Raw genomic sequence first — 25,778 nt, 5'->3', positions numbered from 1 at the left:
CATGCCGGAGCAGGCATTGCAGGGGATCCGCGTCCTCGACTTCACCCAGATGATGCTCGGCCCCTACGGCACCCAGCTGCTGGCCGACCTCGGCGCCGACGTCATCAAGGTCGAGCGGCTCGACGGCGAGTGGGAGCGCGGCCTGCACCTGCAGGGCGAGCTCGTCGGCGGCGACTCGGCGGCGTTCCTGGCGATGAACCGCAACAAGCGGTCGGTCGCGGTGGACCTGCGCTCCGACGCGGTGCGCGACGCGCTGCTGGAGATCGGCAAGACCTGCGACGTGGTGGTGGAGAACTTCCGGCCCGGCGTGCTGGCCCGCCGCGGCCTCGGCTTCGAGGACTTCCGCCGCGTGAAGCCGGACATCATCTACTGCTCCGGCTCCGGCTGGGGCCAGGACACCCGCTACGCCAGGGAGAACCGGCCCGGCCAGGACCTGCTGATCCAGTCGATGTCCGGGCTCGCCGCCAACGGCGGCCGGGCGGGTGACCCGCCGACCCCGGCCGGCACCGCGATCGTCGACGCGGCCACCGCGCTGAACCTGGCCAACGGCATCCTCGCCGCCCTGGTGGCCCGGCTGCGTCACGGCGTCGGCCAGCGCGTCGAGGTGGACCTCTACTCGACGGCGATCTCCCTGCAGTGCCAGGAGATCTCGTCGATAGTCAACCAGGGCGCGGAGTTCGCGCGCTCGGCCGAAGGCGTCGGCCAGGCGTGGCTGGACGCGCCGTTCGGGATCTACCGCACCGCGGACGGCTGGCTGGCCGTGGCGATGGCACCGCTGGACGTGGTCGGCCCGCTGTTCGGCGTGCCGCAGGTCGCGGAGCTGGACGCCTGGACGGACCGCGACGAGGTCAAGCGGACCCTGGAAGCCCGCACCGCGCAGCGGCCCACGCAGGACTGGCTGGACGCGCTGCTGCCCGCGGGCGTGTGGTGCGCGCGGGTGCGCAGCACGAAGGAAGCGGTGGACGAGCTGCGGGCCGACGGCTCGGACCTGATCGTGCGCACCCGGCACGCGAAGGCCGGGGACATCGAGCTGATCGGCTGCCCGATCCGGCTGTCGGAAACGCCGTGGCAGCTGCGCTACGCGCCGCCGGCGGTGGGGGAGCACACCAGCGACGTCCTCGGCGAGGTGCTCAGCGCCGAGCAGATCGAGCAGCTGCGCGCGGACGGAGCCGTGGCATGAAGGTGCACGAGAACCTGGTGGAAACGCGGCAGGACGGCGTCGCCGTGCTGCGCATCGACCGGGAAAGCGCGCTCGGCGCGCTGTCGCGGGGCATGGTCGAGGCGCTGGGCGAGTACCTCGCGCGCCTTCGCTCCGACGACGAGGTGCGGGTGCTGGTGCTCACCGGCACCGGGCGCGGGTTCATCGCCGGCGCGGACATCAACGAGTACTCCGGCGTCGGCCGCACCGCCTTCGACGACTACCAGAAGCTCTCGCGCGGCGTGTTCGACCAGCTCGCGGCGCTGCCGCAGCCGACGATCGCGGCGGTCAACGGCTACGCGCTCGGCGGCGGCTTCGAGGTGGCGCTGTGCTGCGACTTCATCGTCGCCTCCACCGCGGCCCGGTTCGGGTTGCCGGAGGTGTCGCTCGGCCTGCTGCCCGGTGGCGGCGGCACGGTGCGGCTGGCCCGGGCGGTCGGGGCACGCGTCACGAAGGAACTGGTGCTCACCGGTCGGCGGGTGAAGCCCGACGAGGCGCACCGCCTCGGCCTGCTCACGGCGCTGGTGGAACCGGACGAGCTGGTCCCGCGCGCGGTGGAGCTGGCGACGACGATCGCCGGGCAGGCGCCGCTGGCGGTGCGGGAGGGCAAGCGGCTGGTCGACGACGGGCTGGAGACCGGGCTGGCCGCCGCGCTGACCCGCGAACAGCAGGTGTTGTCCTGGCTCTACACCACCGATGATGCACGGGAAGGCGTAGCGGCATTCCTGGAGAAGCGATCGGCGGTGTTCCGTGGCCACTGACCTCGAACTGCGAAACGACCACCTGGCGGTGCGGTTGACGCCCGACCGGGGCGCGGACATCACCGCGCTGACCGATGCCCGAACCGGCGCGCAGCTGCTCTACCGCACGCCGTGGGCGGATTCGGCCCAGCCCGGGCCGTGGGCACCGGAATCCCGCCAGTCGTGGCAGGCGCTGTACCAGGGCGGGTGGCAGCTGGTGTGCCCGAACGCAGGCGATGCGTCGAACGTCGCGGGCGGCACCTGGGGCTTCCACGGCGAGGCGTGCCTGCTGCGCTGGCGGGTCGCGGAGTCCACTTCGGACTCCGCGGTGCTCTCGGTGCGGTTGAGCCAGGCGCCGCTGCGGATCCGCCGCCGCGTCGAGCTGGCCGGACCGGTGCTGCGGGTGGCGGACGAGTTCCACAACGAAAGCCCCGACCCGGTCTCGGTGACGATCGTGCACCACCCGGCCTTCGGCGCGCCGCTGGTGACGCCGGGGACGCGGATCGCGGCGGGCGCGCAGAAGCTCGCGGTCGATCCGACGTCCGGCATGGAGCCCGGCGCGACCCTCGCGTGGCCCGTCCCGGCGCTCTCGACGCTGCCACCCGGCGGCCCCGGGCAGGCCGCGCTCGCCTACTTCGAGGACTTCACCGAGCACTGGGTGTCGATCACCAGCGCCGACGGCGACCTCGGCGTGGCCATGGCCTGGAACGGCGACGTGCTGCCGAACGCCTGGCTGTGGTTCGAAGGCCGTGCGACACCCGGATTGCCCTGGTACCGCACGGAATACGTGTTCGCGGCCGAGCCCGCCTCGACGATCCCGGCGGGCGGCGTCGAGCACGCGAGGGCGACCGGCGGGAACCTCGTCGAGATCGGCCCGCGCGAGTCGGTGGCCACCGAGGTGTGCCTGGCGGTGCACCACGACCCCCGCCCGGTCACCGGCACGGACCTGACCGGCCGGATCACGTTCGAAGGAGACGACCGATGACGTTCGACGGCAAGGCCGCGCTGGTTTCGGGCGCGGGCAGCGGAATCGGCGCGGCGACGGCGCGGCTGCTGGCCGAACGCGGCGCGGCGGTCGGCGTGACCGACCTCGACGGCGCCGCGGCGGCCCGGGTGGCGGCGGAGATCGCCGCCGCCGGCGGCACCGCGACGGCGGTGGCGTGCGACATCCGCGACGCGGGCTCGGTGGAGTCGGCGGTGCGCGCGGTGGCCGATGGGCTCGGCGGGATCGACGTGCTGGTGCAGTGCGCGGGAATCGTGAAGTACGGCCAGGTGGTGGACTCCCCGGAGGCCGACTGGGACGCGGTCGTGGAGACCAACGTCCGGGGCCTGTTCCTGCTGGCCAAGCACGTGATCCCGGTGATGCGCACGCGCGGCGGCGGAGCGATCGTGTCGGTCTCCTCGGCGCAGGCGTTCGCCAGCCAGCCGCTGGTGGCCAGCTACTCGGCGAGCAAGGCGGGGCTGGTGGCGCTGACGAAGACGATGGCGATCGACCACGGCCCGGACGGCATCCGGGTCAACTGCGTGGCGCCGGGCTCGGTGCGCACGGCGATGCTGGAGGACAGCGCCCGCCAGTTCGCCGGCGGCGACACCGAGCGGGCGTTCGCGGAGTGGGGCGCCCAGCACCTGATCGGCCGGGTGATCGAGCCGGCGGAGGTGGCGTCGGCGATCGCCTTCCTGGCGTCCCCGGAGGCCAGCGCGATCACCGGCACGACCCTCCTCGTCGACGGCGGCCTCACGGCCCGCCTCGCCGTCTGACGCGGCGCCGTCCTGCTGTGGACGTGCGCCTCGCGGGTGGGGTGTGCAGTTTCAATTGAAACTGCACACCCCGCAGGTCACAGGTGGGCGAGCAGCGAGGCCACGAGGGCTGCTCGCTCCGGTAGGGAGGCCGCGACGATCTGCTCGTCCGGGGCGTGGGCGCCGCGGCCGACCGGGCCGAGGCCGTCGAGGCTGGGAACGCCGAGGGATCCCGTCAGATTGGTGTCCGCCGCTCCCGCGGCCGGGCGGCCCGAGGCCTCCTGCCCGACCGCTCGTGCCGCGCGGGCCAGCGTTTCGGCGAGTTCGCCGGGCCCCGGATCCGTCCACACCGGACGGCTGGTGAGGATCTCTGCGGTGACGGTGGCGCCGGGGCGGATCGGGCTCAGGTCCCGCAGGGCCGCCAGCACGGCGCGTTCGGTCGAGGTGTCGGTGAAGCGCATGCCGATCTCGCACCATGCCTCGCCCGGGACCACGTTGGTCCGGCCGCCGCCGGCGATGGTGCCGACGTTGCACAGCATGTCCGGGTGCGCCGCCGCGATCCGGCGCACGGCCAGCAGCTGGTCGATCAGCTCCTCGATCGCCGACGCGCCGTCCTCCGGCGCCAGCGCCGCGTGCGATTCCCGGCCGGTCACGCGGATGCGCGCGCGGGTGCTGCCCCAGCGGGCGGTCTTCACCGCGCCGTCCGGGTGCGGCGGCTCGAAGCCGAGCGCCGCCACCGCGTCCGCGCAGTGCTCGGCGATCAGTTCGCGCGCCGATGGCGAGCCGACCTCCTCGTCGGCCACCACGATCATCGTGATCGGCCGGTGGGCGGCCCGGGCAAGCATTTCCACGGCGGTCTCGAAGACGACGAGCCCGCCCTTCATGTCGTAGACGCCCGGCCCGTGGATCCGGCCGTCGCGCTCCAGCCACGGCACCGCGCCGTCGAGCGCGCCGGCCGGCCACACCGTGTCGTGGTGCCCCAGGCACAGGATCGGCCGTTCGCCCTGCCTGCCGCCGGTGCCGGGGAAGTGCGCGAGCAGGTTCGCGCCGGTGGCGTGCGCGTGTCGTTCGGTGCGGGCACCGAGCTCGGCGTAGCGCTGCTCCAGCAGGTCGAGCAGGGCGTCGAGCGCGGGCGCATGGCCGCTCGGCGTCTCCAGCCGGACGTAGCGGTGCAGCCGGTCGCGCATCCGCGCGGCGTCGGCGGGCCGGGCATCGATCAACGCATCAGTCACGGATACGGAACGTATAACTTGAGATCCGGCGAGACAACCCTGTTGACAAAAAGGACTAAGCGACTCATCTTGTCCAAGTTACGTTTCATATGTTCGGTCGCTGCGGGTGTTCATCCCGATGCGCCGGGCGAGGAGGAGTCGTGGGGCGCGGACCGGAATCGGCTGTCCTGGCCGGCGACTTCGTCGTGCAGAACCTGGACACCGCCGAGCTGCAGCGGCAGGCCGCCGCGCTGTACCGGCGCGTCTTCGGCTACCGGAATCCCGACGTCGGGCTGAGCCCGCCGCTGCTGACCGGGCTGCTGCGCAACGGCGGCTCCGCCGTCGGTGCCGTCGCCGCCGACGGCACCCTGCTCGGCTTCGCCTACGGGATGCGGGGCGGCGACGAAGAAGGCATGTACCACTACTCGCAGGCCGCGGTCGTCGCGCCGGAGAGCCAGGGCCTCGGGCTGGGCCGCCGGCTGAAGCAGGCGCAGGCGGCCGTCGCGCGCGACACCGGCATGCGCTTCATGCGCTGGTCCTACGACCCGCTGATCTCCCGCAACGCGCACTTCAACCTGGACGTCCTCGGCGCGTCCGGCCGCTGGTACGTCGACGACTTCTACCTGCACGAGCGCTCGGACCGGGTGGTCGTCGAGTGGGATCTCGAACGGCCGCCCGCCCCGGCCGCGCCGCCCGGCCCGAACCCGCCCGTCACCCGCGCCGACTGGGGCCGCGGGCAGCAGCGGGGCGCGCACGGGTGGCTCGCGCTGCCGACCGATCCGACGCTGCTGGACCCGGCCGAGGACGCCGCCGTGCGCGCCGCGGTGCGGGCGGGTTTCCACGAGTTCCTGGCGCGCGGGCTCGTCGCCCGGTCCTGCCGTCCGGTCTCGGCGGAGACCTCGGTTTACTGGTTCGCCCCACCGACCGACGATCGGAGCCGAACGTGACCGCCCGCAACGCCAACCGCGACCTCGCCAGCCCCCGCCAGCGCTTCGACGCGCGGGTGCAGCGCCGCTCGGCGGCCGTCTTGCAACAGCGCGTGGTCGAGCAGGAGATCCGGTCGCTGGACGCGGCGATGGCGTCGATCGGCCACGACGGATCGGTGGAGCGGGCCGCCGCGCTGGTGGTCGGCGCCCGCCGCCGGTTCATCCTGGGCGCGGGCAAGTCCTTCGGCTACGCGTGCCTGCTGGCCGCCGACCTGGGCGCGTCGCTGTCGAACGTGACCACCATCGACGGCCGGATCGTGCAGGCCATCGACGTGCTGACCGAGGTGCGCTCCAGCGACGTGCTGGTCGTCTTCTCGCTGCGCCGCTACCGCCGCGAAAGCATCGAGGTGGCCCGCCAGTTCGCCGCCGCCGGCGGCGCGCTGGTGGTGGTCACCGACGCCGAGGACGCGCCGCTGTCCGCCGTCGCCGACGCGGTGATCGTCGTGCCCACCGAGAGCGCGTCCTATTCGGACTCGCCGACCGCCGTCGCCGCCGTCGCGCACGTGCTGGCCACCCTGACCACCGCGAGCGCCAAGGGCGCCCAACGCCGTCTCGGCGAGCGGGACCGCTTCTCCCGCTCCCTGGGCATCTACCTGGACGAGGCCGACAACCCCGAATCGGAGAACCCGTGAAGATCGACAGCGCGACGCTGCACCGCGTTCGGCTTCCGCTGAAGCACAGCTTCCAGACCAGCTCGCACCGCAAGGACCACCTGGAGCACGTCCTGGTGCGGCTCACCGACGAGACCGGCGCGGTGGGCTGGGGCGAGATCGCCTCGCCGTCCGACCCGTTCTACGCGCCCGACACCGTCGAGACCAGCTGGCTGATCGCCACCGAGTACCTGCTGCCCGCCATCCTCGGCCGCGAGGTCGAGCACCCGGGCCGGCTCGGCGAGCTCTACGGGAAGGTGCGCGGGCACCGATTCGCCGCCGCCGGTGTCGACGCCGCCGGATGGGCGCTGTGGAGCCGGTTGCAGGGCGTACCGCTCGCGAAAGCGCTTGGCGGCGAACGGGAAACCGTGGTGGCCGGGGTGTCGCTGGGCATCGAGCGCACCATCGACGAACTGCTGGAACAGGTGCAGCGGCAGGTCGACGCCGGGTATCCGCGGGTGAAGCTGAAGATCGCGCCGGGCTGGGACGTCGAGCCGGTGAAGCAGGTCCGCGCCGCGTTCCCGGCGCTGAACCTGCACGTCGACGCCAACGGCGCCTACCTCGACATCCCGGAACACCGGTCGCTGCTGCGCGAGCTGGACCACTTCGAGCTCGCCATGATCGAGCAGCCCTTCGCGCCGCGCGCGCTGCTGCCGTCCGCGCAGTTGCAGGAGACCATCGAAACCCCGGTGTGCCTTGACGAATCCGTCGACACGCTGGACGATCTGCGCACCGCGATCTCGCTGCGGGCCGGGCGCATCCTCAACATCAAGGCGTCCCGGATGGGCGGGCTGACCACTGCGGTCGCCGCGCACGACCTGGCCCGCGACGCGGGCTGGCCGGTGTGGTGCGGCGGGATGCACGAGTTCGGCATCGGCCGCATCGCCAACGTCGCGCTGTCCAGCCTGCCCGGTTTCACGCTGCCATCGGACGTTTCGGCGTCCGACAAGTACTACGCCCGCGACGTGGTGTTCCCGCCGCTGGTCGCGCGGCACGGGGCCGTCGCCGTGCCCACCACCCCGGGGCTCGGCGTCGAAGTCGACGAGGACTTCATCGCCCAGCACAGCCACCAGACCCACAGAAAGCAGTCCTCATGAGCAATGTGGACAGTGCCGACGCCTCGCCGGGCGCGGACGCCCCCGCCGGACGGTCCCGCGTCCGCTCCCTGACCATCACCTGCAGCGCCATCGCCGGGCTCGTGCTGTCCGCGGCCGTCGGGCCGTTCGCGCAGGCGCCGACGCTGTGGGGCCTGGTGCCGATCGTGCTCTACGCGGTGCTCGCGCTCATCGGCATGGACATCATCGTGGCGACCGTCGTGGCGGTGATCTCCGCGCTGCTGATCATGCTGCCTACGCCCGCCGCGGTCGGCGAGCTGCTCGGCGAATCCCTCGGCGAGCAGGTCACCGTGATCGGCCTGGTGATCATGCTCGGCGCCGGGGTCGGCGAGATCCTGCGCAGCACCGGCATCGCGGCGACCATCGTGCGCGGCGTGATGCGCGTGGTCGGCGACCGCAGCCGCACCGCCGCGACGCTCGGCGTGATGGTCTCCTGCCTCATCCTCGTCGCGAGCCTCGGCACCCTCGCCGGTGCGCTGGCCATCGCCGCCCCGCTGCTGCTGCCGATCGTCGCCCGGCTCGGCTTCACCCGCTCCGCGACCGCCTCGATGATGTTCATCGGCGGCTGCGCGGGCCTCGCGCTCGCGCCGTTCGCCGGCTCCAACGTCGCCATCATGAGCGCGGCCGAGGTCGGCTACCTGCAGTACCTGCTGTACGGGGCGGGGCCGCTGGCGGTGCTGTCGCTGGTCGCCGGGCTGCTGATCGTGCCGTGGATGCAGCGGCGCACCGAGGGCACCGGCGACGAGTACGACGCCGCCGATCTCGGGGCCACCGACGAGAAGCCGGTGCGTGGCAGCGGTCGCGCGACCGCTGCGTTCGGCATCGTCCTGGTCGCCAGCGTCGCGTACGCGATCGTCTCGGGCGCGGGCACCACCTTCCCGCTGCTCGCGCTGCCGGTGCTGGGCATCGTGGCCGGGCTGGCCGGCGGGCTCGGACCGGTGGAGATCGCCACCCAGATGTACCGGGGCGCGGCGCGGCTGGTGAACGTGTTCCTGCTGTTCTGGCTGCTGGCGGTGCTGTTCGCCGCGATCGACGAGCTGCAGCCGTTCCAGGTCGTCCTCGACACCTACGGCGCCGACCTGCGGGGCCTGCCGCCGTTCGTGTTCGCGTTGGTGATCGCCGCGCTCGGCTGGGTCGGCGTGCCCGGCGCCACCGCCGCGCAGGTGGTGTTGCTGGACAAGGTCTTCGGCGAGCTCGCGGCCAGCGTCGGCGTCACCACCGGCGCCTGGGTCGTGGTGCTGCTGTTCGCGTCCAAGGCGGACACCTACGGGCCGTTCCCCAACGCCAACATGGTCAGCGCGATGAGCCTGGCGCGTTCCACCAACCTGAAGAACACGCTGCTGACCGGCTTCGCGCTGCTCGTGCCGTGCTGCCTGATGTACGCCGCGATCCTGTTCTTCGAAACCAGCTGACCGGGAGAGGTTTCCCCATGTTCGACATCGTGATCAACGGCGGTGACCTCGTCGATGGGACCGGCGCGCCGCGCCGGCGCGGCAACGTGGGCGTCGTCGGCGACCGGATCGCCGAGGTCAGCACCGAGAAGCTGGCCGGGAAGCGGGAGATCGACGCCACCGGGCAGGTCGTCGCGCCGGGTTTCATCGACCTGCACTCGCACGCCGACTACACCCTCGAAGGACATCCCGGCGCCGCCACGCAGATCCACCAGGGCGTCACGACGCTGATCACCGGCAACTGCGGGCACTCGCCGTTCCCGTTCACCGACCTGGGCCTGATCCGCCGGGCGAGCATCATCGACGACCGCGCGCTGAGCTGGAACTGGCGCGACGCGGCCGGTTTCCGCGAGATCGTCGACGGCGCGGCCCTCAATGTCGGGCTCCAGGTCGGGCACAACGCGGTGCGCCTCGCGGTGCTCGGCGACGTCGACCGCGCACCGGACGAGGACGAGCTGGCACGGATGTGCGAGCTGGTGAAAACCGCCGCGCGGCAAGGAGTCGTGGGCTTCTCCACCGGCCTGATCTACGCGCCGGGGGTGTTCGCCGACGCCGCCGAGGTGCGCGCGCTGGTCGCCGCGGCGGCATCGGCCGGCCTGCTGTACTCGACGCACATGCGCAACGAGGCGGCGACGTTGCTCGACGCGGTGCGCGAAGCGATCAAGGCCGCGGAGCTTTCCGGTGCGCGGCTGGAGATCTCGCACCTCAAGGCGATGGGGCCGGAGAACCACGGCAAGGTCGCCGAAGCCCTCGCGCTCATCGATGCGGCACGCGGGCGGGGCGTGGACGTCGCCGCCGACGTCTACCCGTACACCGCCTCCAGCACCTCGCTGGTGTCCCGGCTGTCGGCGTGGGCGGTCGACGGCGGCAAGGACGCGCTCCTGGTGCGGCTCGCCGACGCCGCCGTCCGCGAGCGCATCGCCGCCGAGCTGCGCGCGAGGTTCGGCCGCGACATCGATCCGGAAGGCGTGATCATCGCCGACCTGCCGATCGGCGCGGAAAGCCCGCACATGGGGTTGTCGATCGCGGAGATCGGCCGGCGAGCGGGCACCGATCCCGCCGAGGCGGCGCTGCGGGTGCTGGAGGAGCACGCGGCGAACGTGGCGATCGTGAATCACGCGATGAGCGAGGCGGACGTCGAAACGGTGCTCCGGCATCCGCAGGTGTCGGTGGCCAGCGACGGCTGGACCCTGACCGAGCGGGGCGAGGGCCGTCCGCACCCGCGCAGCTTCGGCACGTACGCGCGGGTGCTCGGGCGCTATGTGCGCGAGCGCGGGGTGCTGACCGTCGAGGAGGCGGTGCGGAAGATGACCGCCCTGCCCGCCTCCCGCGCCCGGCTGACCGACCGGGGCGTGCTGGCGGCGGGCAAGGCCGCCGACATCGCCGTGTTCGATCCCGATGCGATCATCGACAACTCCACCTTCGAGCAGCCGTGGCGACTGGCGACGGGCTGTTCGACGGTGCTGGTCAACGGCGTGCCGGCGCTGCTCGACGGCAGTGCGACCGGCCGTCGCGGCGGAGCGGTGCTGTCGCCGGAGTGATCAGGGCTTGCGGCCGACGCCGGCGAGGCCGGTGAAGCGCTCAGGGTGCTCGTCGACGTCCGCCTCGGCGGCCGGACGCCACAGCGGCAGCGGCACGACGCCCGGCTCCAGCAGGTCGAAGCCCGCGAAGAACGCCTTGACGTCGGCCTTGTGGCGCATGGTCATCGGGGTCGCCGTGCGCTGGCGGTAGAGGTCTTCGTGGGACGACGCCACGTCGGGCCGGCCCTCGGGGGCCGCGTGCGAGAGGACCAGGAAGCTGCCGGGCGCGAGCGCGTCCCGGTACCTGGCGACGATCTCGTACGGCCGGGCCTCGTCGCCGACGAAGTGCAGCACCGCGACCATCATCAGCGCCACCGGCCGGCTGAGGTCGAGCTGTTCGGCGACCTCGGGGGAGTCGAGCACCGCCCCCGGGTCGCGCAGGTCCGCGCGGATGATCGAGGCATTCGGGTTGTCCCGCAGCAAGTTCTTGCTGTAGGCCACCGCGACCGGATCGGTGTCCACGTAGACCACCTGGGAGCCCGGCGCCGCCTGCTGGGCGACCTCGTGCACGTTGCCGACCGTCGGGATGCCCGAACCGAGGTCGAGGAACTGGCGGATGCCCTGGTCCGCGCAGTGCTGGACGGCCCGCCGCAGGAACGCGCGGTTGGCCTGCATGATCAGCGGCAGCTCCGGCCACATCCGGATGGCCTCCTCGGCCATCTGGCGGTCGATCGCGAAGTTGTGGTTGCCGCCGAGGTAGTAGTCGTAGACCCGAGCCGCGTTGGGCTTCTCGAGATCGATGCTCTCCGGTTCGGTCGGCGTCTGCGGCATCCGGTCCTCCTCACGGCTGGGTGATGACTCCCATCGCCCAGCCGTGATGCTAGCCCCGTCCGTTATGTCCTGTCTCCAAGGGCGGCCGCGGAGATCACGCCACGGCTTCGGCGCCCCGGTCGAGCTTGACCACCACGCCGAGGGCCACCAGGGCGACCGCCGCGCCGCCGGTCATGGTGATCGCCATCGCCGGGCCGTCGTTGCCGAGGACGCCGACCAGCGGCGCGATCAGCGCGCCGAGGCCGAACTGCCCGGCGCCGAGCAGCGCGGCGGCTGTCCCGGCGGCCTCGCCGTGCCGGGACAGCGCGAGCGCCGGGGCGTTCGGCAGCACGAAGCCCATCGCGCCCAGCACCAGCCACAGCGGCACGATGAACCCGTACAGCCCGCCGGTCCCGGTGGTGGTCAGCGCTGTGAGCACCAGGCCGGCGACGGTCGCGGCCATCAGCGCGCCGGTGACGATCTGCTTCGGCGTGTACCGGTTGAGCAGCACGACGTTGAACTGGGACGCCCCGATGAGCGCCACCGCGCCGACGCCGAAGACCAGCCCGAACGCCTGCTGGTTCAGGCCGAACTGCTCTTGCAGCACGAACGACGAACCGGAGATGTAGGAGAACAGCGCCGACATCGCCAGCGCCGCAACGATCGCCAGCAGCACGAAGTCGCGGTCGGTGAGCAGCGTCCGGTAGGTGCGCAGCACCGGCCGGAACTGCGCGACCTGGCGGCGCTCCGGCGGCAGCGTCTCCTTCAGCGCGAACACGGCGACGGCCAGCAGGCCCGCGCCGATGATCGCCAGCGCGCCGAACACGCCGCGCCACGACCCGGCCAGCAGGATGGCGCCGCCCAGCGTCGGCGCGAGGATCGGCGCCACGCCCATCACCAGCATCAGGCGGGACATCGCGGTGGCCGCGGCGCGCCCGGAGAACAGGTCGCGCACCACGGCCAGCGCGACGACCATCGTGGCGGCCGCACCGACGCCCTGGAGCGCGCGCAGGACGCCCAGGACCGCCACGTTCGGCGCGAAGAGGCAGGCCACCGACGCCACGATGTGCACGGCAGTGCCCGCGATCAGCGGGATTCGCCGGCCGACGATGTCGGAGAACGGCCCGATCAGCAGCTGGCCGAGGCCGAGCCCGAGCAGCGTGCCGGTGAGGGTGAGCTGCACGGTGGATGCGGAGGCCTGCAGGTCGTTGCCGATCGCCGGCAGTGCCGGCAGGTACATGTCGATGGTCAGGGGGCCGAGGGCGATGAGCGCCCCCAGCACGAGGATCACCCGGAATCGCTCGAATCCGGTCGGCTCTTCGGTCACCGGGCGCGCACGGTGTGCCTCCGGTGGGCTCTGCACCGCAACGTTGTCCATCATTGCCTTTCGAATTCACCGCGGAAGATTTTGGGGAATCTGACGCGGGCTTCAGCGATCACGCCGATCCATTTGTTCCCGCTGTCGCGACGAATTCACTGTGATGCGGGCTACATCGGTCGTGATCAGTGCAGAAGTCGTTGTCCTGTGCCGGATTTCGACCGATTTATGTTAACGTGGCTAAATATCCATTGTGGACGGAAATGCGATTGGGAAAAATGTCAAATGAATTTCCAGGGGCGAAACGGTGTCATAATGCGGGGGCGCTCCGGCGCCGATTTCGCGCGAAACCGACATCCGGGAAGGGTTGATCGAGCAAGAGTCACTTGATCGATCGCGTACCCGGCCAACGGGTCGAGTGTGCACAGTGGACGGTCTCGTCGAGGCGTCCGCTCCACTACCGGTCGGGGGTACTCTCTAGTCCGGACCGGCGGCGATGGGAGCGGCGATGCACGGATACACCGGGGACAAGGACAACTACCTGAAGCGCCTGGCGCGCATCGAGGGGCAGGTCCGCGGCCTGGCCCGGATGATCGAGGAGGACAAGTACTGCATCGACATCCTCACGCAGATCTCCGCGGCCACCAAGGGTCTGCAGGCGGTGTCGCTGCGGCTGCTGGACGAGCACCTCAAGCACTGCGTCGCCGAGGCGCTGTCCGAGGGCGGGAAGAACGCCGACGAGAAGGTGCGCGAGGCGAGCGAGGCGATCGCGCGGCTGGTCAAGTCCTGACCCGAGCCGCCGCCGCGCCGAAGTCGAGTGGTGGGCGAGGGGCACCCGCGACCGGGTCGCGGGTGCCCCTCGCTTCGAGTGGTCAGCCCTGGGAGAGCAGACCGCGCATGGTGTCGATCTCGGCTTGCTGGGTCTCGATGATCTGCTGCGCCATCTGCTTCGCGGCCGGGAACTGACCGCTGTCGAGCTCGGTGCGGGCCATGGTGACCGCGCCCTCGTGGTGCTTGATCATCAGCGTCAGGAACTGCCGGTCGAACTCCGCGCCGCGGGCCTGTTCGAGCTGCTGCATCTCGGTGCCCGACATCATGCCGCCCATGTCGCCGTGACCCATGGCGCCGTGGTCCATGCCGGGCATGGATGCCGGGGCGCCCCAGTCGCGCAGCCAGCCGGTGAGCGTCTGGATCTCCGGGCCCTGCGCGGCTTCGATCTGCCGGGCGAGGTTCTTGACCTCCTCGGACTGGGCCCGCTCCGGTGCCAGGCGCGACATCTCGATCGCCTGCTCGTGGTGCGGGATCATGCCCTGCGCGAACGTGACGTCGGCGGCGTTGTTCGCCGCCTGCGGGCTGGCCCCGGGCTGGGTGGCGCTGGTCGGCGCCGAGTGGCCGGGCATGTTGCTCATGTCGTCACCGCCGCCGCAGCCGGCCAGGACGGCCGCCGCCGCGACCGCGCCGATGGCAGCGGTGAGCACGCGCGTGCGCTTCATGGTGTTGTCCTCGTCTTTCGTGAGCTGAAAAAGGGCGTGCGAAAGCAGGCCACGTGGATCCGTGGCCGCTCAACTGCCGATCAGCGCCGAAGCACGCACAACACCGCTAACCGCCGGGGTACCGGGGTCGGCGGGCGGAAGAGGGTGAACGCCGTTATCGCGAGTGGCTTCGGGTTCTCCGCCGAGGCGCTGGCGATGCGGTGCAGGAGGGGGAGCAGGAGCGCGATGAACCCGGCAGCGATCGCCAGGCACAGGTGCAGCAGGCCGTGGTCCGGCGCTGCGGGCGGTTCGCTGTGCTCGGTGGGCGTCGCGGAATGCATGGCCATCGAGGCCGACGGGTGTGACTGGTGGTGCTGCGCGGGCACGTGGTGCATCAGCACGACGCCGAGCGCGAGGACCACCAGTAGTCCCCATCGCACCAGCCCGGAACGCACCTGCACGACGCCAACCATACCCGGGCTGGGTTTCAGGACCTGACGAGCCGGGCGATCGCGTCGCTGGCCTCGCGGATCTTCTCGTCGGCCTGCCCGCCGCCGTCGGCCACCGCCTCGGCGACGCAGTGCTGGAGGTGCTCGTCCAACAGTCCCAGGGCCACCGCCTGCAGGGCCTTGGTGGTCGCCGAGACCTGGGTCAGCACGTCGATGCAGTACTCGTCGTTGTCGATCATCCGGGCCAGGCCGCGCACCTGGCCCTCGATACGGCGCAGTCGCTTGGCGTAGTCGTCCTTGTTCTGGGTGTAGCCGTGCATCGCGACCTCCTCGGGATCCTCGCCTCCGTTATACCCCCAGGGGGTAATGGTGGCAAGGCGGCATCAGAGGAAGCCGTCGGTCCTGACCGGATCCTTGGCGGACTCCGGGTCGCGGCGCTCGGTGCGCCGCAGCCACAGCACCCCGCCGAGCTGCACCAGCGTGGCGGCGCCGGTCATCACGGCGGCGATGACGGCGAACGACGGCCACTCGTAGATGAAGCCGAGCACCACGGCGGCGACGAAGAAAAGCGCGGTGCGCACCAGCAGCACGCTGAGCCGACTCTTGTTGATCACTCCGGGAACCTTCCTGCAGACGACCGCCCCCCGCGAGTGTAGGCGGCCCGATATGTCCGGCCGTGCCCCGCGTGAGCTCGGGGAGCATCGACTGGGCTGGGTGAAGGCGACGATCTCATAGTCAATGCGTGATAGGATGACCTCATGAGGGCAAGTCCCGGAGAAATGATTCGAGAAGCCCGCCGTCAGGCCCGGTTGTCGCAAACCGATCTGGCCCGGCGTTCCGGGGTTGCCCAGTCTGTGATCAGTGCTTACGAGGCCGACCGCCGTGAACCGGGTCTTCATATGCTGGTGAAGCTCATCGAAGCCACTGGGCACGCGCTTTCGATCGAGCTGGTTTCCCCGCCGGCGAACTGCCTCGGTCTCCCCGATACCAGGCTTGGGCGGCGGTTGCGCCGGAATCGTCGCGCCGTGCTCGGAATGGCGGATCGCCGAGGAGCGCACAACGTGCGCGTGTTCGGCAGCGTCGCGCGAGGTCAGGACAACACGGCCAGCGACATCGACCTGCTCGTCGATCTGGACGACGGGGTTGGCCTCGTGTCGCTGGCGGGGCTGCAAAGGGAGCTAGCGGAGTTGCTCGGCGTCGATGTGGACGTGGTGCCGGCTTCGTCGCTGAAGCCGGCGATTCGCGACGAGGTCATGGCGGAGGCGATCGAGCTATGAGCCGTCGAGACGACAAGCGCCTCGAAGACATCCTGGCGGCTGCAGCCGCCATCGCGGATCACACTCGCCGGGGTGGCCTGGAGGACGGTCTCGTGTTCGATGCCGCTCGGATTCGCCTCATCGAGATCGGTGAAGCGGTCAAGGCGATCGACTCCGATCTGCTGAAGCGCGAACCCGATATTCCGTGGGCCGACGTGGCCGGGATGCGCAACCATCTCGCCCACCGGTACTTCGACACCGCCCACTCGATCCTGCAGTCGACGATCGAGCAAGACCTGCCGCCTCTGGTAGCAGCGGCTGATCGGCTTCTCGCTCATGTCAACGCGCAGGGGACGTTCTGAGCGGGCCTCCAGGCTGCGGATCCGCGGCTCGATGAGCTGCCCGGCGGACGGCCCGTGCCGCGTCAGGCGCTGGCGCCGCCGTCGATGACGAGGTCGTGGCCGACCGTGAAGCCGGATTCGGGGGCGGCCAGCCAGAGCACCGCCGCGGCCGCTTCCGCCAGCGTGCCCACCCGGCCGATGGGTTGCGTCGTCTTCGCCCGCTCCGCGCGGTCCGCCTCGGTTTCGCCCGGCAGCAGGGACATGGTTGTTTCGATCGGGCCCGGGCTGATGGCGTTGATCCGGATGCCCTCGCCGATGTACTCCAGCGCCGCCGTGCGGGTCAGCGCGCTCACCGCCGCCTTGGTCGCCGCGTACGCCCCGGTTCCCGGGAGTCGCCGGTGCGCTCCGAGGTTGGAGGCGGTGTTCACGATGACTCCGCCGCCGTGCTCGCGCATGTGGGCGATCTCGTGCTTCATCGACAGCCAGACCCCGGTGACGTTGATGGCCAGCTGCCTGTCCCAGTCCTGCTCGTCGATGTCGGCGACCGGGCCGGCGGCGAGGACGCCTGCGTTGTTGAACGCCACGTGCAGGCCGCCGTGGCGTTCCACCGCCGTCGCGACGAGGCGCGCGACGTCGTCGGAGTTCGAGACGTCGGCGGTGACCGCGCTGCCCTGGCCGCCCGACGCCTCGATGAGCTCGACCGTCTCGGCCAGCGGCTCCGGGTTGCGGCCGGCGACTACGACGGTGGCGCCTTCGCGCGCGAAGGCCAGGGCCGTGGCCCGGCCGATTCCGGAGCCGCCGCCGGTGACGAGGGCGACCTTGCCGGTGAAGCGGGATGTCATGATGTCCTTCTTTTTGGATCGATCGGTCTTGAATCCGGGCGCGCGAAACCGCTGCGCGTCCGGAGGTTTCAGTGGAGCGAGGCCATGACCTGCTCGGCGGCGTCGCGCAGGCGCCCGGGATCGGGGTCGGTCCGGCCGAGCACCCGGATTCCCTGCAGCACGACCAGGATGAGTCGCGCCGCGGCGCGGGGATCGCAGCTCTCCGGGACTTCGCCCTGCGCGCGAGCCCGCGTCAGCGCCGAGGTCAGGGAGGTTTCCAGTACGTCCCAGCTGGAATGGACGCCGCGTGCCACCTGACGGTCGTGCGGCGCCAGCTCGACCGCCGCGTTGACCACCATGCAGCCGCGCCCGTCGGCCAGCGTCTCGGCGATGTAGGAGTCCAGCAGCTCGCGCAGCGCGGGCAGCGCCGGGCCCGGCTGCGACAGTCGTTCCACGACCTTGGGATCCCGGGACTGGAGATACCGGTCGAGGGCCTTCAGGTAGAGCTCGCGCTTGCCGCCGTAGGTGGCGTAGATGCTCGCCCGCGCGATCCCCAGGTGTGCGACGAGATCCGCCATGGAGGTCGCCTCGTACCCGCGCTCCCAGAACAGCTCCAGTGCGCGCTGGAGCACCGCGTCCGGATCGAATTCTTTGGTCCTCGCCACGGCCGGAACGCTACCCGATTCAAGAATGATCGGTCAAATATGACCTGCCATCCCGGGCCCGGAAGGGACGATTGACGGCCCGCCGGGGCCGCCATATTTTGAATACAGGTGTCCTCAGTTTTGAAGGGAGCACCATGTCCGAGCCGACCCCGCTGGGGCCCGATTCCCTGATGTGGCGCTACTTCGGCGACTGGCGCGGGCTGCTGCTGGCGCTGTGGGCCGGGTCGATGCAGAACATGCACCCGCAGCTCGGCGCGGGCGTCGAGGAGCACTCGCGGTTCTTCGACGAGCGCTGGGAACGGCTCTACCGGTCGCTGTACCCGATCGGCGGCGTGCTCTACGACGGCCCGCGCGCCCAGGAAACGGCCCGCCAGGTGCGCGGCTACCACGACACGATCAAGGGCGTCGACAAGCACGGCCGGCCCTACCACGCGCTGAACCCCGACACCTACTTCTGGGCGCACTCGACGTTCCTGGTGATGCCGATCCTGATCAACGAGCACTTCGGCAAGCCCCTCACCGAGGTGCAGAAGGAGCAGATCTACGCCGAAGGCGTGCAGTGGTACCGGCTCTACGGCATGAGCATGCGCCCGGTGCCGCCGGATTGGGCGAGCTTCCGGCGCTATTGGGACCACATGTGCCGAAACGTGTTGGAGGACAACAAGGCCACCCGCGACGTGCTCGACATCGCGCGCATCGGCAAGCCGCCCACCATGAAGTGGCTGCCGGATCCGCTGTGGAAGCTGGCCCGCATCCCGATCAGCCGCGGCTTCGGCTGGCTCACCGTCGGCGTCTACGATCCCGCGATCCGCGAAAAGCTCGGCTATCGCTGGACTTCCCGCGACGCGCGGCTGCTGCGCGTGCTCGGCCGCGCGCTGGGCCTGGCCTGGAAGCTGGTCCCGTTCGACCTCCGCTACCACCCGCGAGCCCGCGCCGGATGGCGCCGCGAGCGCGGCGAAATCCCCGCAGACGCGCCGCTGGTCGAAACCCCGCCCCACAACCTCCCGCCGCCCGACCGGCGCGACGACCCGAAGCACTATTCGCCGGCGATTGGTTGATACCTCCTCGTGGCGGTATTGCGCGCGGTCGGGGTTTGCTTGGATCGCTGTTGGTGATCCGCCGCCTCACCCCGACAGAAGGAGGCTGCGCGATGATCCGTCGTGCCAGTGCGCTAATCGCCTGCGCCGCAGCAGTGGCGCTGGTGTTCCCGCCGACCGCCTCGGCCGCCGAGGCCACCCCGGTCGCCACCGGGCTCGACATCCCCTGGGGCCTGGCGTTCCTGCCGGACGACTCGGCGCTGTTCACGCAGCGCGACACCGGGCAGATCATGTCCTTGAAGGACGGACAGGTCGCCGAGGTGCAGCGGATCGAGGACTCCCAGCCGACCGACGGCGAGGGCGGCCTGATGGGCATCGCCGCGTCGCCGGACTTCGCCTCGGACCAGACGGTCTTCGTCTTCTACAGCACCAGCGAGGACAACCGGATCGCCAAGCTGCGCCTCGGCGAGGCACCGCAGCCGATCCTGACCGGCATCAAGAAGAACCGGTTCCACAACGGCGGCCGGCTGGCCTTCGGCCCGGACGGGATGCTCTACGCCACCACCGGCGACGCCCAGGACCCGGACAACGCGCAGGACGTGAACTCGCTCAACGGCAAGATCCTGCGCATGACGACCGACGGGAAGCCCGCGCCGGACAACCCGTTCGGCTACTCGGTGGTCTACTCGATGGGCCACCGCAACCCGCAGGGTCTCGCCTGGGATTCGGCCGGCCGGCTGTTCTCGGCGGAGCTGGGCCAGAGCACCTGGGACGAGGTCAACCGCATCGAGGGCGGCAAGAACTACGGCTGGCCGGTGTGCGAGGGCACCTGCGGCAACGACGAGTACGTGGACCCGCTGGTCACCTGGAAGACGTCGGAGGCATCGCCCAGCGGCTTGGCCATCCACCAGGGCAACGTCTACGTCGCGGCGCTGCGCGGCCAGCGCCTGTGGCAGATCCCGCTCGCCGACGACGGCACCTTGGGCGAGCCGAAGGCGCTGTTCCAGGGCGAGTACGGCCGACTGCGCACGCCGGTCGCGGCCCCGGACGGCACCCTCTGGGTGACCACGTCCAACCAGGACAACAACGGCGAGCCCGGCCCGGACGACGACCAGATCCTCAGCGTCACCCCGTGACAACGAGACGAGGGGCCTGACCTCGGCAAGGTTCATGAGCAGCAGGTCGGTGTCGGTGGGGGCACCTTGGTGGGGAGTCGGCCAAGGTGCCCCCACCGCGTCTAGAGCTGCGGCAAGCCCTTAGCGTCAGCGCGCCCTGATTGTTGGTGGGTACGACGGTTCCGACGTCGGTAGCAATCGCTCGACGTCGTCGGCACGGCGTGGCAGTGGCGGCTCGGTGTGCGGCGTCGAGCGAATGGTGACCGGCCGCCGGAGATCAAGAGCCAGGAAGCACAGCGGATCAGGTTTCAGCACCGAGATCGGTGCATGAACATCGCCCGGAGTCGGCAGCGTCAGCACCGCACGCAGCGTCCACGCGGCGGGAGCGTGGTACTGCCACGACACCAGCACAGGAGCGAACACATCCGCTCCCGGCATCGTTGGTGTCCGGTAGGCCGTCGCATCGTCCTCTCCGCGCAGGATCACAACATCCGCGCAGGTGGGCCACAAGTGCGCATGAACGACCACCTCGGGGTCATCCTTCGGGCCGAACGCGTAGAACACCCCACCACGACGGCGCAGCTCGCGCAGCAGCTCATCAACTTCAGTGCAGTTCATCGGCCGCTCCCGGCATTGGAATCCCCGCGAGCTTGTGCGCCTCGATGTTGCAGCGAGGGCAGGTAACCCACAGCCACGCCTCGACCGATTCGTCGGAGAGAACCTGCGTGCCGCACAACGTGCTGATCCGCGTGCCCACCGGCCGGCCTCGATGGGGGCGCTCGTCGGCGGTCGCGTGCCGCGCGCCGTCACCCGGTTGCCAGCTGAACCGATGCGATCGGGACATCAACAATGTGATCACCTCCTGTGACATCATCGACACTATGAGTTACTAGTGATCTGGAGGGACAAGGAAGGGGCAATGCCGGTATGAACGCGGATGCGGGAGCGGGGGCCAGGATCGGTCGGCTCCGCAAGCTGGCCGGGTGGACCCAGGCGCAGCTGGCGGGGCGCATCTTCGTCTCGACGAGCTTGGTCAAGAAGGTCGAACAAGGAAGGACGTCGCCGAGCCCGGCCTTCGTCGCCGCTTGTGCGTCGGTGTTCGGGGTAGAGGTCCGCGAACTCTACGGCGTACAGGTCGCCGACAACATTTCCGGGCTCCACGGCGAAGCTTCGGGGATTTCCGAACTGCGGGAAGCACTTCAGTGCTTCAACGACCCGCAACCAGCGGAACCGGCCCTGAACCCGGAGAGCATCCGGAAGCAACTCGATCGAGCCGAGTCCTTTCGCAGGGCTCAGAAGTACGCCGAACTGGCGATGATTCTCCCGCAGGTGCTTCACCATCTCTTCGTGCACGTCGCCGAGACATCACCGACGACGTGGCAGGGTGAGCGGAACCGCGCCCTGCTGCACGACGCGTATCGGCTCGCCGCGACCGTCGGAGGCCGGTTTGATCACCCCGACATCGCCGCAACCGCCTCCGAGCGGCACGTGGTGCTCGCGACCGCGACCGGTGACCCGCTTCGGAGTGCGGTGTCCGACTGGCACCGGTCGACGCACTTCCTGCATAACGGCCACTACGCGGCTGGGCTGCGGTTGCTCGATCGCGCCCTGCGACACGTCGAGGATCAACGGCCCGACGCCGCAGCTCATGGCGTCGCGGCACAACTGCATCTCCGCGCAGCGGTCATGGCGGCGCGCAACGGTGACGGCGAACGCGCCGACGATCACATCCGGGAAGCGCGAACAAGAGTCTCCCTGGGCGCGGTGACGGCCCCGTACTACAACACCGATGCCAGCGAGCTCAACGTCGTGATCCACTGGTGCGCGGTTCCGGTGGAGCGCAACGACGGTACCGAGGCCGTGACTCGCGCCAGTCGCGTAGCCGTCGCGGACGCGACACGCCCGGAACGCGTGGGGCATCACCACATCGACCAAGCACGTGCGTGGATGCTGCACGGCGACCGGGAAAAAGCGCTCGGAGAACTCAACATGGCGCGCCGGGTCTCACCCCATCACACCCGCATGCACCCGTCCGTGCGCGAGACCGTTCGTGCGCTCGCGACCGCCGACCGACGCGCCACGACTTCCCTCGCCGGATTTGCGCGCTGGGCCAGGATCCAGATCTGAGCCGACGCCAAGCGAGAGGTTCGGAAGCGAGGTCGAAGGCACCTTTCACCAAATACGTTGGTGAAAGGTGCCTTTCGTGCTCGATCTATTCCGCGAGGTACCAGTCGCGGGGTGGGTTGGAGACGCTGGGCGCCGTGCGCGGGATCTCGGGTTGGGCCGCCCAGCGGATGCCGTTGGCCAGGACTCGCCGGATCTCCGGTTGGTTGTACACCGGGTAGCGTTCGTCGCCGGGGCTGAAGTAGAAGATCCGGCCGCGGCCCCGGTTGAACGTCACGCCCGAGCGGAACACCTCTCCGCCCGTGAAGGAGCTGATGAAGATCAGCTCGTCCGGCGCCGGGATGTCGAAGAACTCTCCGTAGGTCTCCTGCTCGGGGATCACCAGCGGATTCGGCACGCCTTCGGCGATCGGGTGCGTCGGGTCGACCGTCCACACCACCTCGCGTTCGGCGGCGTTGCGCCAGCTCAGCGAGCAGGTGGTGCCGAGCAGCCGGGTGAAGATCTTGGAGAAGTGCCCGGAGTGCAGCACCAGCAGGCCCATCCCGCCGAGCACGTGCCGCTGCACCCGGTCGACCACCTCGTCGTCGACCCGCCCGTGCGCCTTGTGGCCCCACCACAGCAGCACGTCGGTGTCGGCCAGCACCTCCTCGGGCAGCCCGTGCTCCGGGTCGCTGAGCAGCGCGGTGCGCACCGTCGCGTCCGGCAGCTGCTCGCCGATCCCGGCGGCGATGGCGCCGTGGATGCCGCCGGGGTAGTACTCCGCCATCCCGGCAGGGTCCTCAGTGGACTCGTGGACGCCTTCGTTCCAGACGGTGATGCGAAGCGGACTCATGCGACCGTGATCTCCTTCTTCTCGGCGGCGGACTGGTAGCAGGCGTCGATCACCCGGGCGCGCTTCAGCGCGATCGAACCGTCGTTGGCGGCCCACTCGGCCGGGTTCCGCAGCACGCGGACGAAGTTCTCCACGACCCCGGCGTGCGCGCGGCCCGGCTCGGCGGGCGGGGTGTAGTCCGCGATCTCGCCGTCGACGTCCCGGTACACGCGCAGGTCGCCGACCTTGGCCTTGGTCGCGCCGGCGGCTCGCAGCTCGGCGCCGCCGTCGGTGCCCAGGACGCTGAAGTCGATCAGGTCGAGCGGATCCCGGAACGCCGCCCACGAGGTCTCCAGCACGAGCGTGCCGCCGCTCTCCAGGCGGAGGAACGCCGCCGCGAAGTCCTCGACCTCGAACTTCGAGTCGGCCTCGCTCTTGGCGCTCCACTTCATCTCGCCGATGTCGCGGTGCCCGAGCTCGGCGTAGGTGACCGCGCTGACCGAGGTCACGCGCGGCTCGCCGAGCAGGAACAGCGAGTAGTCGAGCACGTGCACGCCGATGTCGGCCAGCGGCCCGCCGCCGGACATCTCCTGGTTGGTGAACCAGCTGCCCAGCTTCGGGATGCCGCGCCGCCGCATCCAGGACGCCTTCGCGTAGTACGGGCGGCCCAGGTCGCCGCGGTGGATGATCTCGCCGAGGGCCTGGATGTCGCCGCGCAGCCGGTGGTTGAACACGATGTCCAGCACGCGACCCGCCGAGCGCGCGGCGTCCACCATCTGCTGGCCCTCGACTCCGTTGCGCGCCAGCGGTTTCTCGCTGAGCACGTGCAGGCCGCGCTTGAGCGCGGCGATGGCGATCGGCGCGTGCAGGAAGGTCGGGACGGCGATGCTGACCGCGTCCAGGCCCGGTACCTCGATGAGCTTCTCCCAGCTCTCGAACAGGTGCTTCGCGCCGTACTGCTCGCCGAGCGAGGCGAGCAGGTCCGCCTCCTGCCCGGCGATCGCCACGATCTCGACGTCCGGGAGCGCCTGGTAGGCGGCGAGCGCCTGCTGGCCGGCCCAGCCGATGCCGATGACTCCGACCCGAAGCGTGGGGTCACTCATGGGATGTGGCTCCTTCGTTGTATCAGGTGGATTCAGCCCTTGATGGCACCGGCGGTCAGGCCGGCGACGATGCGCTTCTGGAAGATCAGCACCACGACCAGCAGCGGGATGGTCACCAGCACCGAGGCCGCGCTGATGGTGCCGATCGGTTGCTCGAACTCGTTGGTGCCGGCGAAGAACGCGATGGCGACCGGGACGGTGCGCGCCGCCGGGGTGGAGGTGAGCGTGACGGCGAGCAGGAACTCGTTCCACACCGAGATGAACACCAGGATCGCCGTGGTGGCCAGGCCCGGTACCGCCAGCGGGAGGATGATCTTGCGGAACGCCTGGAACGGCGTGGCCCCGTCGATCAGCGCCGATTCCTCTAGTTCGAACGGGATTTCGCGGAAGAACGAGGTGAGCACGAAGATCGCCATCGGCAGCGCGAAGGTGAGCTTCGGGATGATCAGCCCGGCCAGCGTGTCGTAGAGGCCGATATCGCTCCAGATCTTGAACATCGGCGCGGCGATCGCGATGACCGGGAACGTGGTGACGGACAGGACGAGGCCCAGGATCAGGCCCTTGCGCGGCAGCTTCAGCCGCGCCAGCGCGTAGGCGGCGAACGACGCGAACAGCAGCGCCAGCGCCGTGGTGACGACGCCGACCAGCACCGAATTGCCCAGCGCGGTGAGGAAATTGCCGTTGTGGATGACGTCGAGGTAGTTCTGCAGCGACGGATCGGTGGGGTAGAGGCTGCCCGAGGACAGGTCGGCGCCGCTCTTCAGCGACGTGTTGATCAGCCAGTAGAACGGTACCAGCGAGCCCAGCATGACCAGCGCGACGAACACCATCGTCACCGGCCGCAACCGGTTCCGGTCCGCCCGCCCGCGCTGCCGGGGCGCGGGCCGTGGTGGGGCGGGTTTCGGGGTTTCGAGGACCATCGCCATCAGCTCTCCCTGGAGACGTCGCGGATGTTGCCCCCGGCGAAGCGGATGTACACCAGTGACACCACCATCACGGTGCAGAAGGTCAGGATGGACAGCGCCGAGCCCTGCCCGATCAGCCTGCCGTCGCGGAGTTCCTGGTAGGCGAGCATGGACATCGTCTGCGTCCCGTTGGCGCCCTTGGTGAGCACGAACGGCAGGTCGAAGATCCGCAACGCGTCCAGCAGCCGGAAGATCGCGGCGAGCGCGATCGCCGGGCGCAGCAGCGGCAGCGTGACGTGCCAGAACGCCTGCCATCGGCCGGCGCCGTCGAGGTCGGCGGCCTCGTAGACGTCGGCGGGGATGACCTGCAGGCCGGCCAGCACGAGCAGCGCCACGAACGGCGCGGTCTTCCAGACATCGGCGATGATGATGACCGCCATGGCGTAGCCCGGCTCGGCCAGCCACACCATGTCGCCGCCGGGCAGCCCCAGCCCGCGCAGGATCCCGGTCACCAGGCCGAGGTTCGACTCGAACATGGCCTGCCAGGTGATGGCGCTGACCACGGTGAGCACGGCGTAGGGGATGAGCAGCGTGGAGCGGAGCAGTCCCCGGCCGCGGAAGGCCATGTTGAGCAGCAGCGCCATCGCGACCCCGAGCACCACTTCCAGGCCCACCGAGACGAACGCGAACAGGAAAGTCTGCCCGAAGGCGTGCCACCACGCCGGGGAGACCAGCGCCTCCAGGTAGTTGCCCAGGCCGACGAACTTCGACAGGCCGGCCTGCCGCACGCTGTAGACGTTCAGCGAAAGCCAGATCGCGTAGCCGATCGGGACCGCCGCCACCAGGAACATGACGACCAGCGCGGGCGAGACCATCAGCACGGCGGTGCGCCGCTGCTGGTGGCCGACGCGTTGCTTCTTCGGCTTCGTCAGGGTGGTCATGT

The 25,778-nt window shown here is 70.4% G+C and carries 30 protein-coding genes; 15 read left to right on the top strand and 15 right to left on the bottom strand.

Annotation, left to right across the window (positions count from 1 at the left end; translation table 11 throughout):
* Position 1: 1 nt before the first annotated feature.
* From BLW84_RS00315 to BLW84_RS00300, 4 genes are read left to right on the top strand one after another with little or no spacing between them, the layout of a single operon-like run.
* Positions 2-1,180: a CaiB/BaiF CoA transferase family protein gene (locus tag BLW84_RS00315; protein ID WP_093259951.1), complete on the top strand. Its 1,179-nt coding sequence runs from the start codon at positions 2-4 to the stop codon at positions 1,178-1,180.
* A complete protein-coding gene (locus BLW84_RS00310) occupies positions 1,177-1,959 on the top strand; it encodes an enoyl-CoA hydratase/isomerase family protein (RefSeq protein WP_093259949.1) in 783 nt (260 codons plus the stop codon). The genes BLW84_RS00315 and BLW84_RS00310 overlap by 4 nt, the downstream gene beginning before the upstream one ends.
* Positions 1,949-2,923, top strand: coding sequence for a DUF4432 family protein (locus BLW84_RS00305; protein ID WP_093259947.1), 975 nt, complete (start codon positions 1,949-1,951; stop codon positions 2,921-2,923). The genes BLW84_RS00310 and BLW84_RS00305 overlap by 11 nt, the downstream gene beginning before the upstream one ends.
* Positions 2,920-3,696, top strand: a complete 777-nt coding sequence (locus tag BLW84_RS00300) for an SDR family NAD(P)-dependent oxidoreductase (RefSeq protein ID WP_093259944.1) — start codon at positions 2,920-2,922, stop codon at positions 3,694-3,696. Before BLW84_RS00305 ends, BLW84_RS00300 begins: the two co-directional genes overlap by 4 nt.
* Before the next feature lie 77 nt (positions 3,697-3,773).
* On the opposite strand, the gene BLW84_RS00295 is transcribed toward BLW84_RS00300, so the two are convergent.
* Entirely contained in the window at positions 3,774-4,907 is a 1,134-nt protein-coding gene (locus tag BLW84_RS00295; protein WP_245760843.1) for a M20/M25/M40 family metallo-hydrolase, read from the bottom strand.
* 140 nt (positions 4,908-5,047) lie between these two features.
* Here BLW84_RS00295 and BLW84_RS00290 point away from each other — a divergent pair, with 140 nt between their 5' ends.
* From BLW84_RS00290 to BLW84_RS00270, 5 genes are read left to right on the top strand one after another with little or no spacing between them, the layout of a single operon-like run.
* A complete protein-coding gene (locus BLW84_RS00290) occupies positions 5,048-5,833 on the top strand; it encodes a GNAT family N-acetyltransferase (protein WP_093259942.1) in 786 nt (261 codons plus the stop codon).
* A complete protein-coding gene (locus BLW84_RS00285; protein WP_093259940.1) occupies positions 5,830-6,504 on the top strand; it encodes a MurR/RpiR family transcriptional regulator in 675 nt (224 codons plus the stop codon). The genes BLW84_RS00290 and BLW84_RS00285 overlap by 4 nt, the downstream gene beginning before the upstream one ends.
* Positions 6,501-7,619, top strand: coding sequence for an o-succinylbenzoate synthase (gene menC, locus BLW84_RS00280; RefSeq protein WP_093259938.1), 1,119 nt, complete (start codon positions 6,501-6,503; stop codon positions 7,617-7,619). The genes BLW84_RS00285 and menC overlap by 4 nt, the downstream gene beginning before the upstream one ends.
* On the top strand, positions 7,616-9,049 hold the full coding sequence (locus BLW84_RS00275; protein ID WP_143060822.1) for a Na+/H+ antiporter NhaC family protein: 1,434 nt from the start codon (positions 7,616-7,618) through the stop codon (positions 9,047-9,049). The genes menC and BLW84_RS00275 overlap by 4 nt, the downstream gene beginning before the upstream one ends.
* 17 nt (positions 9,050-9,066) lie before the next feature.
* The gene (locus BLW84_RS00270) at positions 9,067-10,629 is read left to right on the top strand and encodes an N-acyl-D-amino-acid deacylase family protein (protein ID WP_093259936.1); all 1,563 of its coding nucleotides are present in this window, start codon (positions 9,067-9,069) and stop codon (positions 10,627-10,629) included.
* Here the strand turns inward: BLW84_RS00270 and BLW84_RS00265 are convergent, their stop codons facing one another.
* Together BLW84_RS00265 and BLW84_RS00260 are read right to left on the bottom strand one after the other, a co-directional pair.
* Positions 10,630-11,439, bottom strand: a complete 810-nt coding sequence (locus BLW84_RS00265) for an SAM-dependent methyltransferase (RefSeq protein ID WP_093259934.1) — start codon at positions 11,437-11,439, stop codon at positions 10,630-10,632. It abuts the gene before it with no gap.
* A 94-nt stretch (positions 11,440-11,533) separates the two neighbouring features.
* On the bottom strand, positions 11,534-12,745 hold the full coding sequence (locus tag BLW84_RS00260; RefSeq protein WP_245760842.1) for a multidrug effflux MFS transporter: 1,212 nt from the start codon (positions 12,743-12,745) through the stop codon (positions 11,534-11,536).
* 499 nt (positions 12,746-13,244) lie between these two features.
* On the opposite strand from BLW84_RS00260, the gene BLW84_RS00255 reads away from it, so the two are divergent.
* Positions 13,245-13,526: a metal-sensitive transcriptional regulator gene (locus BLW84_RS00255; RefSeq protein WP_093259932.1), complete on the top strand. Its 282-nt coding sequence runs from the start codon at positions 13,245-13,247 to the stop codon at positions 13,524-13,526.
* Positions 13,527-13,608: 82 nt separating this feature from the next.
* On the opposite strand, the gene BLW84_RS00250 is transcribed toward BLW84_RS00255, so the two are convergent.
* The 4 genes from BLW84_RS00250 to BLW84_RS00235 form a co-directional block, all read right to left on the bottom strand.
* The gene (locus tag BLW84_RS00250) at positions 13,609-14,229 is read right to left on the bottom strand and encodes a DUF305 domain-containing protein (RefSeq protein ID WP_093259930.1); all 621 of its coding nucleotides are present in this window, start codon (positions 14,227-14,229) and stop codon (positions 13,609-13,611) included.
* A gap of 80 nt (positions 14,230-14,309) precedes the next feature.
* Positions 14,310-14,669: a hypothetical protein gene (locus BLW84_RS00245; RefSeq protein WP_143060821.1), complete on the bottom strand. Its 360-nt coding sequence runs from the start codon at positions 14,667-14,669 to the stop codon at positions 14,310-14,312.
* 26 nt (positions 14,670-14,695) lie between these two features.
* Positions 14,696-14,977 (bottom strand): metal-sensitive transcriptional regulator, encoded by a 282-nt coding sequence (locus tag BLW84_RS00240; protein ID WP_093259926.1) that lies wholly within the window; start codon positions 14,975-14,977, stop codon positions 14,696-14,698.
* Between the two features lie 63 nt (positions 14,978-15,040).
* Positions 15,041-15,271: a hypothetical protein gene (locus BLW84_RS00235; RefSeq protein ID WP_093259924.1), complete on the bottom strand. Its 231-nt coding sequence runs from the start codon at positions 15,269-15,271 to the stop codon at positions 15,041-15,043.
* 144 nt (positions 15,272-15,415) lie between these two features.
* Between BLW84_RS00235 and BLW84_RS00230 the strand changes: the two genes are divergently transcribed.
* Positions 15,416-15,934, top strand: coding sequence for a helix-turn-helix domain-containing protein (locus tag BLW84_RS00230; RefSeq protein ID WP_177226185.1), 519 nt, complete (start codon positions 15,416-15,418; stop codon positions 15,932-15,934).
* Positions 15,931-16,275, top strand: a complete 345-nt coding sequence (locus tag BLW84_RS00225; RefSeq protein ID WP_093259920.1) for a HepT-like ribonuclease domain-containing protein — start codon at positions 15,931-15,933, stop codon at positions 16,273-16,275. Before BLW84_RS00230 ends, BLW84_RS00225 begins: the two co-directional genes overlap by 4 nt.
* Before the next feature lie 62 nt (positions 16,276-16,337).
* On the opposite strand, the gene BLW84_RS00220 is transcribed toward BLW84_RS00225, so the two are convergent.
* Together BLW84_RS00220 and BLW84_RS00215 are read right to left on the bottom strand one after the other, a co-directional pair.
* Complete coding sequence (locus BLW84_RS00220; RefSeq protein ID WP_093259918.1) at positions 16,338-17,096, bottom strand: SDR family NAD(P)-dependent oxidoreductase; 759 nt, start codon at positions 17,094-17,096, stop codon at positions 16,338-16,340.
* 68 nt (positions 17,097-17,164) lie between these two features.
* The gene (locus tag BLW84_RS00215; protein ID WP_093259916.1) at positions 17,165-17,740 is read right to left on the bottom strand and encodes a TetR/AcrR family transcriptional regulator; all 576 of its coding nucleotides are present in this window, start codon (positions 17,738-17,740) and stop codon (positions 17,165-17,167) included.
* Positions 17,741-17,874: 134 nt separating this feature from the next.
* On the opposite strand from BLW84_RS00215, the gene BLW84_RS00210 reads away from it, so the two are divergent.
* Together BLW84_RS00210 and BLW84_RS00205 are read left to right on the top strand one after the other, a co-directional pair.
* Positions 17,875-18,798, top strand: a complete 924-nt coding sequence (locus BLW84_RS00210) for an oxygenase MpaB family protein (RefSeq protein ID WP_093259914.1) — start codon at positions 17,875-17,877, stop codon at positions 18,796-18,798.
* A 92-nt stretch (positions 18,799-18,890) separates the two neighbouring features.
* Entirely contained in the window at positions 18,891-19,913 is a 1,023-nt protein-coding gene (locus BLW84_RS00205; RefSeq protein ID WP_093259913.1) for a PQQ-dependent sugar dehydrogenase, read from the top strand.
* Between the two features lie 126 nt (positions 19,914-20,039).
* On the opposite strand, the gene BLW84_RS00200 is transcribed toward BLW84_RS00205, so the two are convergent.
* Complete coding sequence (locus BLW84_RS00200; protein WP_245760841.1) at positions 20,040-20,510, bottom strand: hypothetical protein; 471 nt, start codon at positions 20,508-20,510, stop codon at positions 20,040-20,042.
* Positions 20,497-20,736, bottom strand: a complete 240-nt coding sequence (locus BLW84_RS00195) for an HC3 family zinc finger protein (protein ID WP_093259911.1) — start codon at positions 20,734-20,736, stop codon at positions 20,497-20,499. The genes BLW84_RS00200 and BLW84_RS00195 overlap by 14 nt, the downstream gene beginning before the upstream one ends.
* Before the next feature lie 83 nt (positions 20,737-20,819).
* On the opposite strand from BLW84_RS00195, the gene BLW84_RS00190 reads away from it, so the two are divergent.
* Entirely contained in the window at positions 20,820-22,019 is a 1,200-nt protein-coding gene (locus BLW84_RS00190; RefSeq protein ID WP_093259909.1) for a helix-turn-helix domain-containing protein, read from the top strand.
* Positions 22,020-22,104: 85 nt separating this feature from the next.
* Here the strand turns inward: BLW84_RS00190 and BLW84_RS00185 are convergent, their stop codons facing one another.
* The 4 genes from BLW84_RS00185 to BLW84_RS00170 form a co-directional block, all read right to left on the bottom strand.
* Positions 22,105-22,848 (bottom strand): ThuA domain-containing protein, encoded by a 744-nt coding sequence (locus tag BLW84_RS00185; protein WP_093259907.1) that lies wholly within the window; start codon positions 22,846-22,848, stop codon positions 22,105-22,107.
* Positions 22,845-23,930 (bottom strand): Gfo/Idh/MocA family protein, encoded by a 1,086-nt coding sequence (locus BLW84_RS00180; RefSeq protein ID WP_093259905.1) that lies wholly within the window; start codon positions 23,928-23,930, stop codon positions 22,845-22,847. The genes BLW84_RS00185 and BLW84_RS00180 overlap by 4 nt, the downstream gene beginning before the upstream one ends.
* Before the next feature lie 32 nt (positions 23,931-23,962).
* Positions 23,963-24,760, bottom strand: a complete 798-nt coding sequence (locus BLW84_RS00175) for a carbohydrate ABC transporter permease (protein ID WP_177226211.1) — start codon at positions 24,758-24,760, stop codon at positions 23,963-23,965.
* Between the two features lie 95 nt (positions 24,761-24,855).
* A complete protein-coding gene (locus tag BLW84_RS00170) occupies positions 24,856-25,776 on the bottom strand; it encodes a carbohydrate ABC transporter permease (RefSeq protein WP_093259901.1) in 921 nt (306 codons plus the stop codon).
* Positions 25,777-25,778 lie beyond the last annotated feature (2 nt).

The organism is Saccharopolyspora shandongensis (assembly GCF_900106995.1).
Classification (GTDB): domain Bacteria; phylum Actinomycetota; class Actinomycetes; order Mycobacteriales; family Pseudonocardiaceae; genus Saccharopolyspora; species Saccharopolyspora shandongensis.
This window is presented reverse-complemented; position numbering and strand designations above follow the sequence as displayed.